This window comes from Lyngbya sp. CCY1209 (assembly GCF_035615495.1).
Classification (GTDB): Bacteria; Cyanobacteriota; Cyanobacteriia; order Cyanobacteriales; family Microcoleaceae; genus Limnospira.
Genome location: NZ_JAJENU010000231.1, coordinates 1 through 14,966, shown reverse-complemented (window position 1 = coordinate 14,966; position 14,966 = coordinate 1). Strand labels below are relative to the sequence as shown.

Annotated in this window: 16 protein-coding genes and 1 pseudogene; 7 read left to right on the top strand and 10 right to left on the bottom strand. The window is 55.1% G+C overall.

Going from position 1 to position 14,966, the window contains the following annotated elements; translation table 11 throughout:
• Window positions 1–20: 20 nt before the first annotated feature.
• Together LKE08_RS05270 and LKE08_RS05265 are read right to left on the bottom strand one after the other, a co-directional pair.
• Entirely contained in the window at window positions 21–1,142 is a 1,122-nt protein-coding gene (locus LKE08_RS05270) for a PhoD-like phosphatase N-terminal domain-containing protein (RefSeq protein WP_324703148.1), read from the bottom strand.
• A 349-nt stretch (window positions 1,143–1,491) separates the two neighbouring features.
• Window positions 1,492–3,318 carry a bifunctional serine/threonine-protein kinase/formylglycine-generating enzyme family protein gene (locus LKE08_RS05265; RefSeq protein WP_324703147.1) on the bottom strand — a complete coding sequence of 609 codons (1,827 nt, stop codon included), beginning with the start codon at window positions 3,316–3,318 and terminating at the stop codon, window positions 1,492–1,494.
• 346 nt (window positions 3,319–3,664) lie between these two features.
• On the opposite strand from LKE08_RS05265, the gene LKE08_RS05260 reads away from it, so the two are divergent.
• Window positions 3,665–3,898, top strand: a complete 234-nt coding sequence (locus LKE08_RS05260) for a 2Fe-2S iron-sulfur cluster binding domain-containing protein (protein ID WP_324703146.1) — start codon at window positions 3,665–3,667, stop codon at window positions 3,896–3,898.
• Between the two features lie 76 nt (window positions 3,899–3,974).
• Here LKE08_RS05260 and LKE08_RS05255 read toward each other — a convergent pair whose 3' ends face one another.
• Window positions 3,975–4,886, bottom strand: coding sequence for a CPBP family intramembrane glutamic endopeptidase (locus tag LKE08_RS05255; protein ID WP_324703145.1), 912 nt, complete (start codon window positions 4,884–4,886; stop codon window positions 3,975–3,977).
• Window positions 4,879–5,160 carry an ATP-dependent Clp protease adapter ClpS gene (clpS, locus tag LKE08_RS05250; protein ID WP_324703144.1) on the bottom strand — a complete coding sequence of 94 codons (282 nt, stop codon included), beginning with the start codon at window positions 5,158–5,160 and terminating at the stop codon, window positions 4,879–4,881. Before clpS ends, LKE08_RS05255 begins: the two co-directional genes overlap by 8 nt.
• Before the next feature lie 310 nt (window positions 5,161–5,470).
• On the opposite strand from clpS, the gene LKE08_RS05245 reads away from it, so the two are divergent.
• Window positions 5,471–5,989, top strand: coding sequence for a DUF3172 domain-containing protein (locus LKE08_RS05245; protein ID WP_324703143.1), 519 nt, complete (start codon window positions 5,471–5,473; stop codon window positions 5,987–5,989).
• On the opposite strand, the gene LKE08_RS05240 is transcribed toward LKE08_RS05245, so the two are convergent.
• Window positions 5,986–7,386 carry an AMIN domain-containing protein gene (locus LKE08_RS05240; protein WP_324703142.1) on the bottom strand — a complete coding sequence of 467 codons (1,401 nt, stop codon included), beginning with the start codon at window positions 7,384–7,386 and terminating at the stop codon, window positions 5,986–5,988. The genes LKE08_RS05245 and LKE08_RS05240 overlap by 4 nt on opposite strands.
• 323 nt (window positions 7,387–7,709) lie before the next feature.
• On the opposite strand from LKE08_RS05240, the gene LKE08_RS05235 reads away from it, so the two are divergent.
• The 4 genes and pseudogenes from LKE08_RS05235 (at window position 7,710) to LKE08_RS05225 (ending at window position 10,670) form a co-directional block, all read left to right on the top strand.
• Window positions 7,710–8,273, top strand: a complete 564-nt coding sequence (locus LKE08_RS05235; RefSeq protein WP_324703149.1) for an NUDIX hydrolase — start codon at window positions 7,710–7,712, stop codon at window positions 8,271–8,273.
• A 235-nt stretch (window positions 8,274–8,508) separates the two neighbouring features.
• A complete protein-coding gene (locus LKE08_RS05230) occupies window positions 8,509–9,486 on the top strand; it encodes a succinylglutamate desuccinylase/aspartoacylase family protein (protein WP_324703141.1) in 978 nt (325 codons plus the stop codon).
• Window positions 9,487–9,542: 56 nt separating this feature from the next.
• Window positions 9,543–9,950, top strand: a pseudogene (locus tag LKE08_RS29240) (redoxin domain-containing protein); the annotation flags it as partial.
• A 183-nt stretch (window positions 9,951–10,133) separates the two neighbouring features.
• Entirely contained in the window at window positions 10,134–10,670 is a 537-nt protein-coding gene (locus LKE08_RS05225) for a 2OG-Fe(II) oxygenase (RefSeq protein WP_324703140.1), read from the top strand.
• Between the two features lie 163 nt (window positions 10,671–10,833).
• On the opposite strand, the gene LKE08_RS05220 is transcribed toward LKE08_RS05225, so the two are convergent.
• The 3 genes from LKE08_RS05220 to LKE08_RS05210 all read right to left on the bottom strand — a co-directional run bounded on the left by LKE08_RS05220 (window position 10,834) and on the right by LKE08_RS05210 (window position 13,367).
• Window positions 10,834–11,706 carry a dienelactone hydrolase family protein gene (locus LKE08_RS05220; RefSeq protein WP_324703139.1) on the bottom strand — a complete coding sequence of 291 codons (873 nt, stop codon included), beginning with the start codon at window positions 11,704–11,706 and terminating at the stop codon, window positions 10,834–10,836.
• Window positions 11,707–11,766: 60 nt separating this feature from the next.
• A complete protein-coding gene (locus LKE08_RS05215; protein WP_324703138.1) occupies window positions 11,767–12,531 on the bottom strand; it encodes a sulfite exporter TauE/SafE family protein in 765 nt (254 codons plus the stop codon).
• A 137-nt stretch (window positions 12,532–12,668) separates the two neighbouring features.
• On the bottom strand, window positions 12,669–13,367 hold the full coding sequence (locus LKE08_RS05210; RefSeq protein WP_324703137.1) for an MBL fold metallo-hydrolase: 699 nt from the start codon (window positions 13,365–13,367) through the stop codon (window positions 12,669–12,671).
• Between the two features lie 161 nt (window positions 13,368–13,528).
• On the opposite strand from LKE08_RS05210, the gene LKE08_RS05205 reads away from it, so the two are divergent.
• Complete coding sequence (locus LKE08_RS05205) at window positions 13,529–13,873, top strand: hypothetical protein (protein ID WP_324703136.1); 345 nt, start codon at window positions 13,529–13,531, stop codon at window positions 13,871–13,873.
• 56 nt (window positions 13,874–13,929) lie between these two features.
• Here the strand turns inward: LKE08_RS05205 and LKE08_RS05200 are convergent, their stop codons facing one another.
• Complete coding sequence (locus tag LKE08_RS05200; RefSeq protein WP_324703135.1) at window positions 13,930–14,343, bottom strand: peptide chain release factor 1; 414 nt, start codon at window positions 14,341–14,343, stop codon at window positions 13,930–13,932.
• A gap of 123 nt (window positions 14,344–14,466) precedes the next feature.
• A partial coding sequence (locus LKE08_RS05195; RefSeq protein WP_324703134.1) for an HNH endonuclease occupies window positions 14,467–14,966 on the bottom strand: 500 nt, incomplete at its 5' end.

Genomic DNA, 14,966 nt, shown 5'->3' with positions numbered 1-14,966 from the left:
CTGAAGTCGCCGTTCGCTTTTCATCCGTGCTTTAAAAAGACACGGCTTTCAAGCTCTCGTCCTTTTCTCGTAATTTCGTGGTCGTCCCAAGTGCCATAAACGGTGGTACTTTGCCGCAAATCCGTCCAGGTATTGAGCCCAAAACGCTGGGCGTAAATTTCATTTTGCTTCAACCGAAATTCTTCGAGGCTGCTGGCTTGGCTGATGTCGGGTAAAACGGGGGTTTCGCTGTCCGCCTCCACCATGTCCCCCATTTGGACGAAGAAATCCAGATCGCGATCGTCGGCATTTTTGAGGGCAACGAAGGGCGCCAACGCCCCCTGCAAGTCGCCGGACACCCCGAATCGCAAGCCATCGCGGGTTCCGGAGGGGTTGGCGGTGGTAAATTCCCCCGTCGCCACTTCGCCATCGGGGGCCGTGACGCGGTAGTAATAATCGGTTCCCGGTGTCAGATCGTCGAGTTGGACTCGGACGGGCACTTCCGGATCGATCGCCAAAACGGAACGGGTTGCCTCGATAGTGGCGAAGTTGGGATCGGTGGAATATTCAAAGGTGATGTTCCCCGGTTCGCTGCTGCGGGTCCACAATACGGTTGAGGTTTGGGTGGTGTCGCCGCTGGCGATGCCGTTGATGAAGGGGGAGGGGGTGACATCGGCGGTAAAATCCGCTGCGGTGAGGGCATCGGGGCTGATTCCCAAGACGAGGGCGAGGGGGGTTCCGGTCCGATTGTCGGCGATGGTCGTCCCGCCACTATCTACAGTTAAGGATAAATCCGCAAACGATCGCCCCACCAGTCCGATGGCGTCGATTCCGTCTTCAAAGTCGGCGATGGTGTCGGCGTCCGCTCCGCTCAGGACGAAGATATCGCGATCGCCACCACCGTAGAGGATATCATTTCCGCGATCGCCATACAGGATATCATTTCCGCGATCGCCGCTGACGAAATCGTTGCCCTGGCCGCCACGAAGGATGTCGTCGTCGAACCCGCCGAAGACGAAATCATCCCCTTGGTTGCCGTTGAGAAGGGCGTCGTTTCCGGCGTTCCCGCTGAGGGTGTCGCTTCCGGCTAAACCGAAAATGCGATCGGCTGCGGATGTCGCGGTCAATTCGTTATTGTCAGGATCGCCGATTATTGTTGTCATGGTAGATCGTTTCCCCAATTTGAGAGTTTGGGGCGGAGGAAACGGTTAGTTGCTCGAACTTCCTCTCACACCGTTCTGATTGTATGGCATCTGGGGGGAGCGATCGGAAATTTTCACCACTCCAGGCACGGAGGACACGGAGAAGTTATTGGTTTTCACTATTCTTGGCGGCATTTCGCAGGTGACGCAAAGCCGCTCTGTAATTCCCCCGATATCCGCTTTGTTCGACAAACTGTTGGAGTTGATCGTCGCTACAATGTTCGATTGTGGCACTGATGCTCTGTAAAATATAGTATATCCGCGATCGCGATCGCATTCACCCGTCATTTTACAAAACTTATTCAGAGTGTCAGTCCTCGGTTTGAACGACCCGAAACCCGAGGCTGACATATCCGTTGTTCGGATGGGTATTGAGGCGGTAGGCGGAACGGCAGATACTCGGGGTGTAATTCCACGAACCGCCCCGGGTGACGCGGCGGCGATCGTCGCCGTGTAAAACTATTAAATATTCGGCGTAATTTTGATAGCAATTCTCATTATAAATTTCGTCCCAAACTCGACCGTCCTGGGGCGCACCGCCGTAATTTTGATGCCAGGGGTCGGCGCACCATTCCCAAACATTTCCGTGCATATCGTACAAACCGAAAGCGTTGGCAATTTGAAAGTAGCCGACCGGCGTCGTCTTTTCGCGGTAAATTCCCCTCGGGCCTGCACCGTAAAATCCCCTGTAAATTTGATGGTGGTTTTCCCAATCCGTTCCCCGATAATTTGCCAAATCTGTCGTCAGGGTCGGGCCGAAATAGAAGGGGGTGCGCGTTCCGGCGCGACAGGCATATTCCCACTCGGCTTCGCTGGGGAGTCGGTAGCGTTTTCCAGTCGTTTCGGACAGTCGGGCGCAAAATTCGATCGCGTCGTACCAGTTCACCCGTTCCACCGGACGATTTTCCCCTTTAAATCGCGCCGGTTCCGGGTCGAGTTCTCGCAGAATTTTCGGGAAGTTCGCCACCCGTTTCCATTGACTCTGGGTGACGATATATTTGCCCATCAAAAAGGGTTGAATATTCACTTCATGTTGCGGGCTTTCATCGGCCCACCTTCCCTCTTCATCGTCCGGCGATCCCATCGTAAATGTCCCTCCCGGAATTGAGGCGAGTTCCAAAGTCATTCCATCTCCCAGGTCTTCGATCATAGATTCCGTGCGACGGCTGCTTCGATTGATTTCCCGCCCCCTTTCATCGACTTGAACGGTCGTAAATTGAAAGCAATTCGTTCGGGGTGGTTGGCTGATAATTGTCGTCGGGGCGCATCGCAAATCCTCGATCACTTCCCGGACGGATTGATACCGCGCTTTGATCTGCCGTGCCACCAAACGATCTAAAATATCGCCGAGTTCGTCGCCGACTCGATTTCCGCGCAAATCATTCCGCCACACCCATTTCGCTTCGTTCTCATCATACAATTCAGAGGGACTCATCCGGGTTAACAAATGTAGGCACGTCACCCCCAAACTGTATAGATCGCTGGCAAACTTCGGTTTTCCCATCGCCTGTTCCGGGGCGCAATAAGGTGCAGATCCGATGATGGTTTCCGGGGCGCAGTGGGCGGGATAAGATACTTTCTTAGCCGCTCCAAAATCGACCAATACCAATTTATTTTCTGTTTGATTCCGGATGATATTTTCCGGTTTTATATCTCGGTGAATGACCCGGCGATCGTGGACGAATTGCAACACGGTCAACAGTTCGTGTAAGATTTCCCAAATGTCATCTTCCCGAAAATTGCCGCGATCGCTCGATTCTTGTCGCAACGTTTTGCCGTCGATCAATTCTTGCACCAAATATTGGCGGTTATCCGCCGTAAAATACGCCAAAAGGTTGGGAATTTGGGGATGTCTGCCCAGTTCCTCCAAACGGCGGGCTTCTTGGTCGAACAGTTCGGCGGCTTTTTGCAGGTTTTCCGTCCCCTGGGCTCTCGGAAAAAACTGCTTGATGACGCAGGGCGGTTTGGAGGGTTTGAACTCATCGACGGCCAGGAACGTCCGCCCGAATCCCCCCTGTCCGAGAATGCGTTTCGCCCAGTAGCGTTCCATCAGTAGCAGTTTGTCGCTGCATTGTTGGCAAAACCGGTAACTGTCGGGGTTGAGATGGAGACAGGCGGGGTTGAGACATTGACGCATGATGGCGATCGCGGCGTTTGAAATCCTGGGTTAATTGTACTACAAATTCCGCCCCGATATTTGCCGAAGTCAACCGATCCGGCGGCCGATCGCATCCCGTTGCCAAAAAAAATCAAAAATTTAATATAGAAGAGTTGGCGGAAATGTTGCGACCCGATCGGGGACGGTTCGGAGACTTGCTGAATAGTCGATCATTCGTTGTTGGGCTTTAGCCCCGGAGGCGCTGAAGCCCAACAACGGATTTTGGGGTGATTCCAAAAGGGGCGATCGCACTTTATTTCAAATTGTGCTATCATTATTTAAGAGCGATCGAATCAATTGGTTGTCCGTCGATTTCAGAGAACCCATGAAGATTCAATTTTTACCGGATGATGTCACCGTCGATGCCGAACCGGGCGAACCCATGTTGGAAGTGGCCGATCGCGCCGGGGTTTCCATCCCCACGGGTTGTTTGATGGGCTCCTGTCACGCCTGCGAGGTGGAGCTCGACGACGGAGAGGCGATCTGTGCCTGCATCAGTTCGGTTCCCCCCGGACGGGAAAAAATGACCGTCAATCTGTACGTCGATCCGGCGTGGTAACAATTAACAATTAATAATTAACAATTAACAATTAACAATTAACAATTAATGGCCCTTTTCGACTTCCCCGTTTCGGCTATTTTACCGGGAGGCGAAGGCGTCGAATTAGGATTGCCATTTCGCCCAGACAGAGTAATCCCAATACTCCCGCCAGGGGGTTGCGATCGATGCCGGTGATCCATTCGGGGAGGGTTCCGGAATAGGTCGCCAATTCCCCCACATTGACTAAATAGTAACTCCACACCAAACCGGCGTGGAGGCCGATCGCGACTGAGAGAGAACCGTGGGGGTTGGTTTGGCTGCGGGTGGCATCTTTCGCCCAAATTAATATCATTCCCAACAGCAATAGTCCGGGGAATTGCAGCCACGTCCGCAAGATTTCTTCGGGGGGTTTAATAAAGTGCAAAATTGCAAATAAGGTACTATTTAACCACAGTGCGATCGCCGGGGAATAGTCTCGCCGCAGTTCTTCCAGCAGCCAGCCGCGAAAGAACAATTCTTCGGCGAATCCCACCCCCAGAGCGACCAATAATCCCTCGATAAAAATACGGGAAAATGTGGGGGGCAAAGGTTCCCAAATAACTCCTCCCAAGGCGGTGGCGATCGCGAATAAAATGAAAACGCCGCCGCAGCCAATGCCGAAGCCGATCGCACAATTTCGGCCGGTCGATTGACTGAATTCCAAGCCGCAGGATCGCAGCATTTGGGGGTCGTTGTAAACCCGCCGTCCCCACATTTTCAGCAGGGCGATAAATTCGCCGTAAAGGAGCGCCAGGGTGATGATACTGACCCAATTGGGATCGTCCACCAGCCCATATATAGGAATGGCGAGGGGAAGCCAAATGAGCAGCAATAGGCTAATAAAAATTCCCAGGCGGATGGGGAAGGAGCGATCGCCGATATGATGGAAATTAACGTTCGGGCGATCGCCATTTTGAGACGGCGGGCGGAGAGGGAAATGGGGATTTGATTTTTTTCCCTTACTCATCCGGTTCGATGGTGCTGGTGAGGCCGTGAGTTTTCAACGTTTCGCAGTAAAATTCAGCGTGTTCCTGGGCGCAGGTGATCACCAAAGCCAGCCCGTTCGTGTGGGCTTCCATCATGATGCTGACCGCCTGGGGTTGGGTGAGGCTGGGGACCGTTTGCAGCAAGACCTGCACCACATATTCCATCGGGTTATATTCATCGTTGTGAAGCAAAACCCGATAGCGCGGTGCCAGTTTCCGAGTGGTAGAACGCTTTTCTACGGTTTGAGTTGACACGGGACGATTTCCTCCGATGAGAGTACAGTATAGATGTGAATCAAAAAATTCAGAAATATCGATCTTTAAAATAGTTTAAAGAATCCTATCAAAACCGACAAGGGTGCAAGAATCAGGGGACAGCGGCAGTTGGCGGGACGGGGAAGAACGAAACCCCCAGCCAGACGGGTTTCCGATGCCGTTCGCCGAGAATCGGAACAGGTCGCGACACCCTCCAGGCTCTCGATGGGTGCGCCCGATCGCGATCGGAGCGTCTACAATAGAGGGCGAACCAGTGACACCCATTTTAATCTAAGCGATCGCTCGGCAGATGAAACGTAGAACCAAGCCCACCACAGCCAAGTCTTCCGTCTTCAACTACACCGCCCTCGCGGTGATCGGAGGCGTTCTCGTTTTGGGCATTGGCATCGGCATGGCCATCAGCTCCACCACCACGTTCACCCCGGAGAATGTCGCATCCAGCGAATTTATCGATCGCAGTGCCCCCGACCCGGAAATTTGCGTCAAATTCGGGGCCAGCGCCATGGTCACGGACTTGCGGGTATTCGTCACCCTCAACCCCTTCAACGTCTACGTCGCCCGACCCAAAATGCAGCCCGGATGCGTCCTCCGCACCAGCAACTGGAACCTTCTCAAACAGCGAAATCTGATCACCTCCGACCAGGAACGAGAGTGCAAGCAGCGGATGAACACCTTCGGCTTTACGGGAGAACTCGACAACGAACCCGAAATCAACTGTATCTATCAAAACAATAGCGCCGAGAACGACTTTCTCAACCAACCGGGCTTAGTTCCCACCCGTCCCCGCCCCGAATCCGATCGCTTCTAAAACGGCGGCCCGGTTTCCACCACCGGAACCGGCCGCACGAAATCCCGCAGGGCCAGATCTTCGAGCAGGCGAATCTCGACGGTCTGGCCCGGTTCCAACGTGGTGGGCTGGGGGGATGTGATCGCCCCCACCGCCGCGCCTCCGACGGCGCCGATGAGCAATCCCAAACCCTCGAAGCCGCTGACCAGGAATCCGCCCAAACCGCCGATCCCCGTTCCGATCGCCACATTTTCCCCCCGGATTTCCCGGGTGCCGGGAATAAAGGTCGATTCAGCCTCCACGGGAATGCTGCGCCCCTCCAAATTGATGGCTCGGACGACGAAGCGGCTGCCCCGGTTCGTGGTTTCAAACTGCCCCACCACGGGGGTTTCCGGCGGGACGACGAAATTTCCCCCCTCGTCCACAATTCCCCCTTCCAAAAGCATGACATCCTGGCGATCGTTGCCGGAGGGCAGGCGCACGTCGTCGGGCGCCGGGTATCTCAGGGTCAACGTCGTTCCGGCGGGCAAGAGAATCCGGGGGAACCGCTCTCCCCGCCGGGGCACAATCCGCGTCCTTCCGGGTGGCGAGGGGAGGGGTTCGCCGAAGGGAATGACCGTCGCCGTCGTCGCCGGCGGGAGAATTTGTTCCCCCACTGCAACCGGACCGGGGGCGACGGGGGGAGCCTCGGCCGGCAGGAGGGTGATGCGATCGCTGCGGTCCAGGGGAACTTGCAGCAAACTCACGCCGGGATAGAATTCCGGTTGGGGGTTGGGCAGGATCGCCCGGGAATCGGGGAGCGGGTCGATGCGGGCCGGCGGCGGCGCGGCCGGGGCCGTTTCTGCCATCCGGGTTCCCGGCGGCGGCGGAGATGCTTCGGACACCCGGGTGGGGGTGCGAATCGTCGCGGCCGGTTCGGCGGGGGTCGCCGGTTCGGGCGGCGGCAATTGGATCGCATTCGGACGCAGCACCCACTGATTCTCGACCCCAATCTGCCGCAGGTCGATTTCTTCGGCATCCAGAACCAAGCCGGGGGCGAAATCCACGGTGATGCGGGCGATGTCCGGCTGAAATTGGGTGAGGCTGACCCGGCGCACCACGCCGGACTCGTAGAGTTCCGTGACATCCACCCCCACTTCCGTATTCGGCAAGTCGAGGACGATGCGGGTCGGGTTCGCCACGACGGCCAGTTCGGGCCGGACTCCCTGGGGAAGTTGCACCTCCACCCGGCCCGTCTCCGGGTTGAGGTTCCAGTTGGGGATGGCGGCGGCGACGACGCGGGCGATCGCTTCCCCCCCGACAATGGCGGCAGCCATTACCGTGGCGATCCCCCATTTCAACGGGCGGGGAAACCGACGTTCCCCAAGGCGCGGACGTGCGGCCGGCAAAAATCTCGGTTCGGAGTTGTCCATCTGCATGGGTGTTGCGTCAAAAGTGGTTTGAGAAAAGCTGGGTTTGTGGGGAAGCGAGCCTCAACCTTTATTATCATATTGGGGGTCGAAATGCAAGATCGAGATGGGGTGTGCTCGGTGGGGTGTGGCCCTTCGACTCCCTTCGACTGCGCTCAGGGCGAGCCGCTCAGGGCAACAGGTGTGCTCGGTGGGGTGTGGGGAAAAAATGGAAGGGAAAATCCGTAGGGGCAACCGTCTCCGGTTGCCAACCCACTTCCAAGTCTCCTCCTCCACTCACTTTTCACTTTTCACTTTTCACTTTTCACTTTCCACTTTCCACTCTGCCCATGATCCAAAAATGGAAACGAGTGCGATCGCAAATGATCCTCGATCGCCGCTGGTGTCGGGTTCGCCGCGATACCGTCGCCCTCCCAAACGGGGAGATTGTAGACGATTTTTTTATCAACATCCGGCCCGACGTGGCCCTGGTGTTTCCCGTCACTGCAGATCGGCAAATCGTGTTCGTCCGCCAATACCGCCACGGCGTCGGCGAGATTTTGACCGAACTGCCCGCCGGAGCCTTCGATCCGGCAGTGGAAACCCCGGCATCCGCCGCCGCCCGGGAACTCACCGAGGAAACCGGCTACGTCGCCGAATCGCTAATTCCCCTGGCCACCCTCCACGATAATCCCGTCAAGGACACCAACTCCGTCCACCTGTTCCTCGCCGAAAACGTGCGACTACAACAGGAAACCCGACCCGACATCACCGAAGACATCCAGGTGCTTCTCATCCCCCTCGCCGAAGTCATGGATGCGATCGCCCGGGGAGAAATCCGAGTCGCCGGAACCGTCGCGGCAATCTTCCTGGGATTGCAACATTTGGGGTGTTCGACTCAGAAACCGGGTTTCTAAAAGCATCTTGATTGGATATCAGAACTTCCCATAGAAACCCGGTTTCTCGGCATCAGGTTAATTCCAAAATCTCGCTTCTTCGCCAATAGCAGTACCCATTTAGGTGAAGACCCATTCATTCTTTCTCCGTGTACTCTGTGCCTGGAGTGGTGAAAATTCCCGGCTGTCTCCATCGATTCCCGTAGTGTTATAATCAAAGTTTATCCCTTCACCCGAGACGGTTCCAAAGTTCAGAATGATCGAAATTGGCGGTACGAAAATCCCCCCCGCACAGCAACGGCGAATCGAAATTCCGGTAGCCCGCCTTCCTACACAAACGATGCTTTCCCTCCCCGTCGTGGCGATCAACGGCTTCGCAGACGGGCCGACGCTGTGGGTGAGTGCAGCCATTCACGGGGACGAACTCAACGGCGTGGAAATCATCCACCGGGTTTTGCAGCAAATTTCCCCCCACAAATTGCGGGGGACACTGATCGCGGTTCCCATCGTCAATGTTTTTGGATTTATCGAACAGTCCCGATATTTGCCCGATCGCCGGGATTTGAACCGCTCTTTTCCGGGGTCAAAAAGAGGTAGTCTCGCCTCCCGTCTGGCGAATTTATTTATGGAAGAAATCGTCAGCCGTTCCACCCACGGCATCGATTTGCACACCGCCTCTGCCCACCGCCACAATTTACCACAAATTCGGGCGAATTTATATGACCCCATCACCTACCAATGTGCGAAGGCGTTCGGGGCTCCGGCGATCGTCCACTCCCAAATCCGGGACGGTTCCCTGCGGCAGGCTGCCACCCAAAAAGGCATTCCGGTTCTCCTTTACGAGGCGGGGGAGGCGTTGCGATTTAATTCCCAAGCCATTCATATCGGCGTCGAAGGAATTTTGCGGGTGATGGCGGCTTTGGATATGTACGATTTCCAATTTCAGGGGGTCTCCCTCGACCCCATCGAAGTGAAAACGACCCTGTGGGTGCGGGCTTCCCGCAGCGGAATGTTACAACTTCAGGTGGAGTTGGGAGAGCGGGTTTACAAGCGGCAAATATTGGGGGTGATTTCCGATGCCTTCGGGGGGGCGAGTTTCAAGGTGCGATCGCCCGGTGACGGTGTGGTGTTGGGCTACCAACAAAATCCCCTGGTGAATCAGGGGGATGCGATCGTGCATTTGGCGATCGTTAATATAGAAGAAAACCGGGTTCTCCTGCCGCCGCCATCTTAGCCGCTGCGTCGGATTCTAATTGTCGATGTTGATGATCTGCCATTTCTGGGGAACAAATGATCGGCGAACTCGTCCTCTTACCCTGCAAACAGTACCGACTTAAAATATTAACAATGTTTTTGTCACTGGGAGAGCCGGCTCCTTGGTTTTCGGCTGAGTCGAATATCAACCCCTTATTTCACTTTTCGACACTGGGCGGAAGATATGTCATCCTCTGTTTCCTCAATTCGAGCAGCGATCGCGTCCTCCCAAAAATACTCGAAGATTTGGTCAGATTTCAAGGGGCGATCGAGAGCTCATCATGGTGTTTTTTTGCGGTCAGCACTGACCCAGAAGACCAACAAAAACAGCGATTAAATTCCCTGATACCGGCACTGCGTGTTTTTTGGGATTTCGACCATAAAATTTCCGAGCTTTACCGTGTTATAGACTCCGACGGAGTTTACCATCACTGCACTTATATCCTGGACGAACGTTTGCGCGTCTGGGGAATTATTCCCTTTGGAGTTCAACCCGAAAATCATATCCCTTACCTGATTTCAATCCTTCCAAAACTCCCTCCAATTCCACTCGAAGCAAGAGCACAAGTACAAGCTCCCGTCTTGGTCGTACCCCGGATTTTTGAACCCGAACTTTGTCGAAAATTAATGGCTTACTATCATCAACATGGCGGTCAAGAATCGGGATTTATGCGAGAAAAGGACGGCAAGACAGTTGGCATTAAAGATCCCACATTTAAGCGTCGTCGCGATCAGACAATTCTCGATCCGGATTTGCGATCGACTGCCATGTTTCGCATCCACAATCGGTTGGCGCCGGAAATTCAGAAAGCTTTTCAGTTTCAAGCGACGAGAATTGAGCGACATATTGTCGCCTGCTACGATAGCAGCGATCGCGGCTTTTTCCGCCCCCACCGAGACAATACAACCAAAGGTACGGCCCATCGCCGATTTGCCGTTTCCGTCAATCTGAATACCGGAGAATACGAGGGCGGAATGCTCCGTTTTCCGGAGTTTGGCTGTCAAACCTACACCGTACCCGCCGGGGGGGCGATCGTTTTTTCCTGTTCCCTTCTACACGAGGCGACTCCTGTAACAGCAGGGCGTCGGTACGCTTATCTACCGTTCTTATATGATGATGCTGCGGCTAAGATTCGAGAAGAAAACTTACAATTTATCGAATGAGGGTTTTTGCTCCCAATTGCACAGGTCTGATCCCCCTAAATCCCCCTTAATAAGGGGGACTTTTAAGACCATTCTCCCCCCTTCCTCCCCCCTTCTCCCCCCTTCTCCCCCCTTTCAAAGGGGGGCTGGGGGGGATGGGGGCTGGGGGGGATGCTTCTTTATATCATTTCAAATGTCGGTTTAAAAACTCCAAAGTCCGCTCACTCGCGTCCGCCGCCGCCTCCGGATTGTAGCGGGTTCCGGACGGGTTGGCGAAGGCGTGGTCGGCATTTTCGTAAATGTAGACATCGACCGATTTTCCCAAATCTTTGAGGGTTGATTCAAATTCGCGGGCGGTTTCCGGGGAGGGATTGTCGTCCAACTCTCCAAAAATACCCAAAATTGGCATTTCCAAAGTCTTCAGTTTTTCCGGGTCGGTTTCGATGCCGCCGCCGTAGTAAATTACCGCCGCGTCGAGTTGTTCGGGAAACAATAATGCCGTGTTGAGGGACCAGGTGCCGCCGAAACACCAGCCGATGCTGGCAATTGTGGGGGCGTTTTCCTCTTCTTCGAGATAGCGGTAGGCGTCGCGGAGGTTGTCCCGGAGGGCGTCGGGATTTTCCCTCGCCGCCGTCACCAATTCTCGGGCGCGATCGGGGGTTTCGGCTACTTTTCCGCCGTAGAGGTCTACCGCCAACGCCGTATATCCCTCCCCCGCCAGTTTTTCGGTCATGGCTTTGATATTCTCGTTGAGTCCCCACCATTCGTGAATCACGATCAAAGCGGGAAGGGGTCCCTCGGCATCGGCGGGACGGGCGAGAAACCCGACGGAGGGCCGGCCGTAGAGGGTTCCGTAGGTGACGGACTGGCTGTCCACGGGGACGGCGGGCGCGATCGCCAACTGGGGCGAGGGGACGGGCAAATCGCTCCGATGCTGTTCAAAGGGGGTGGGGGGATCTTGGGCGATCGCAAATTGGGGCAGCCCCCAACTCAGACCCCCCGCCAGCAATGCCGTCAAACCAAATATGAGGACATATCGCAGCCGCAGAAGTTGCACCGTCGTTCCCTCAATTGCAGAGCCAATCGATCTCGATGATAGTGCAATTTCCAATTTTTGTTAATGTTGCAACAGCACCACCGTCGCCACGCCGAGGACGAAGAAACCGAACAGTTTTTGCAGCCGTCTCGCGTCGATAAATTGGTTCAAATAGGCGCCGCCGAGGGTCCCGGCACTGGCTGCGATCGCCATCGAAAGGGCGAGGTTCCAGTCGATCGCCGCCTGCCCCAAATAGCCCATAATTCCCGCGATCGCGTTGAAGCTGATGATCAACAGCGAAGTCCCGACCGCCTCTTTCATGGGAATTCCGGCCACCAACACCAGGACGGGGACGATCGCGAAGCCGCCCCCGACGCCCACGAATCCGGTCAGCACCCCGACACCCAACCCCCCGGCGGGAATCAGCAGCCATTTGGAATACCGGGAGGGGGAGGCGGGTTTCGCCGACGGGGCGGGTTTGTTGGTGCGGAACAGCATCAACACGCTGGCTAAAAAAGCGATCGCGCCGAAACAAATCATTTGAACGGTATCGGTGATCCAGGGGAGGGAAGCCAGACGCGCACCCAGATAGGCCCCCGCCATCGCCGTGGGGGTAAAAATTGCGAAGGTTTTGAGGTTGACATTTCCCTGCCGCCAGTGGGAGACAACCCCCAGCAAACTGACGGAACCGACGATCGCCAAACTCATCGCGATCGCCTCCTTCGCCCCCATTCCCATAATATAAACGAGAACCGGGACGGCCAAAATCGATCCGCCACCGCCCATCAAACCGAGACTCAGGCCGATACAGACGGCGAGGATATGTCCGATGATCCAAATTATCATTGTTTTAATACCCAGATTTTGGGTCGGTTAATTTTGATTAAAATTGAGAATTGGGGGAGAGGAAAAAACCGGCTGGAAGCGAACTCGGTTTTTTCCTGTAGCGTTCCCCTTTTGAACCGGTCGATCTCATCCGACAATTACAAGAAAGCTGGAATTTTGCCACACCGTTCGTTGGCGGGGACGGCTTCCATGATTTTCTTGGGGTTGGGAAGGTTGAGGTTGTCCATCAACTCGATGAAACTGTCGCGGTCCTGTCCGGCGAAGCGGGGATTGTGTTGCTTTTCTTCGCCGATGGTGGAGACGGTGTGGCCCCGGTAATCGTGGCCCGGATAGACGAGGGTTTCGTCGGGGAGGGAAAACAGTTGGCCGACGATGACATCGTAGAGAATTCCCGCGTCGCCGCTTTGGAAGTCGGTGCGTCCGCATCCCCGGATCAGCAGCGAATCCCCCGTCAGCACCCGATCGCCGTTGATGAGGTAGGCCGCGTGGCTGTCGGTGTGGCCCGGTGTGGCGATCGCGAGGATGGAAATTTCGCCGATTTTTATCGTTTCTCCGTCCCCGATGTAGCGATCGGCACAGGCGGCGTTGGCGTTTTGGGGTACGATGCCCTCACATCCGGTCAACTGCCGCAGTCGGCCTGTCCCCGTCACGTGGTCGGCGTGGATGTGGGTTTCGAGGCAATACCGCAACGTCAACCCCAATTCCCCGATCAGCTTCAGGTCGCGATCGACTTGTTCGACCACCGGATCGACCAATGCCGCTTCTTTCGTGGCCGGATCGGCGATCAGATAAGTATAGGTACTCGTTTCGGCGTCGAATAGCTGGCGAAATAGCATTTCTCCTCCTTTCCCAATTTCGGCGATCGGGTATTAATTGAATAATTAACTACATAGTAAAATAGTTGGTGCGGGATGTCAATCGCGTCCTTCGTCGAGGATCGCCAACGTTGTATATTTGAGGTATTTTGTCAACCCCCAAACGGGTGGTTTGAGGTGATATGAACAAAGGCGATCGCATCACGCTTGTCAAACAAGGAACCCTTTTATTTATGGGGGCGACGGTGATTCTGTGCTTGGTCGGACTTGTTTTGTGGCTTTTCGGCGTCCCGGGCGTTCAAAATGAATATGCGCGGGGATGGCTGCTGGGGCTGCAAACCCTCGCCAATTATTTTGTCGGCTGCTGCGTCCTCGGATTGCTCTATTTTGTTGCCGTCCGAATCTCCCGAAGGTTCCCGAATTTAGAACGCCTGACCCTGATGATTGTCGGTATTTTTTGGTTCTTTTTTATCTATACCGGATTCAATTTATTCAGGGCCTTTCAAATTATGGCTGCGGCATCTTAGGGGCGATCGGGCTACGGGCACGCTACGCGAATGGGCGGGCGATCGGGCCGGATTGTTTAACGAAAATAGGGCCTTCCTTTCCAGGAAACGCCGATCAAAATCCCGATCAAAGAAAGGCGCGACAAGCCGATCAAAATCGGCGGGATGGGGAGCAAGGATTTCACCCACAGGGCGAGGAGCAGGCAACCCATCAGCGCCCACAGGCTCCCGGCGTTGAGCACGAAGCGCTGGTTCCACAGTTCCAATAAATAAACTGCCATTACCCCCACGCCGATCGCGATCAGGACGGGTGTCAGCATTCCCAGGGGGGGGGAATAGAGGAACGAGAGCGCCTGTCCGAGGGGCGGAAAATAGGTCAAACCCGACAGCAGCAGCAATTCGATCGCCGCCACGATGGCGGTGACGACCCCGGCACTCTGCAGGAGCCACCGCCAGGGCAAGGATTTCAACTGTCGCATCAAACGATCCATGATTTTCGCTCGCAAGATGGGGGGGAACTGCACCGACGGGGGCGCCGCAACGCCGGATTAGGGGTCGAGAGAGAAGTCACCTTCTCCCCCTCCCATTCTCCAACCGTGCATGAGACTTTCACCTCACACGGCTCCTAGTTCAGCCGTCTCGTTGTCATGAGCACGACTCTTGCTTTGACTGCCATCTATGGCAGTTTTGGCATCGTGACAGTGGCTGTGCAGCAACTGGAGGTTTTTATAATCATCCTTTCCGCCAAGGCTTCGAGGGATGATGTGGTCGGTCTCCAACTGGTCTTCGATAGTGAAGTGCTGCCCGCACCATTTGCATTTGCCTTTTTGGTCTTTTAGCAGTTTGGCTTCTCGGTTTGAGATTTCTGGCGATTTCCCTCTCCTCGTTGCCCAGTAGACCCAATTTCCGTCATACGTCGATGCGTTTGGTCTGACCAGCGTGTGGTAGACAATGGGAGTCCCGGCGTGTTTTTGGAGTCGTAAACCATCCTTAGTTTGGAAAATCCACTTGTCCTTCCTTTCATCCCCATTGCTTAATATCACTTTTCCTGTTCGGAAGTATTTCCTGAGCGTTTTGTATTTGGCATTTCCGCATCGTGACACTACCCATGCCC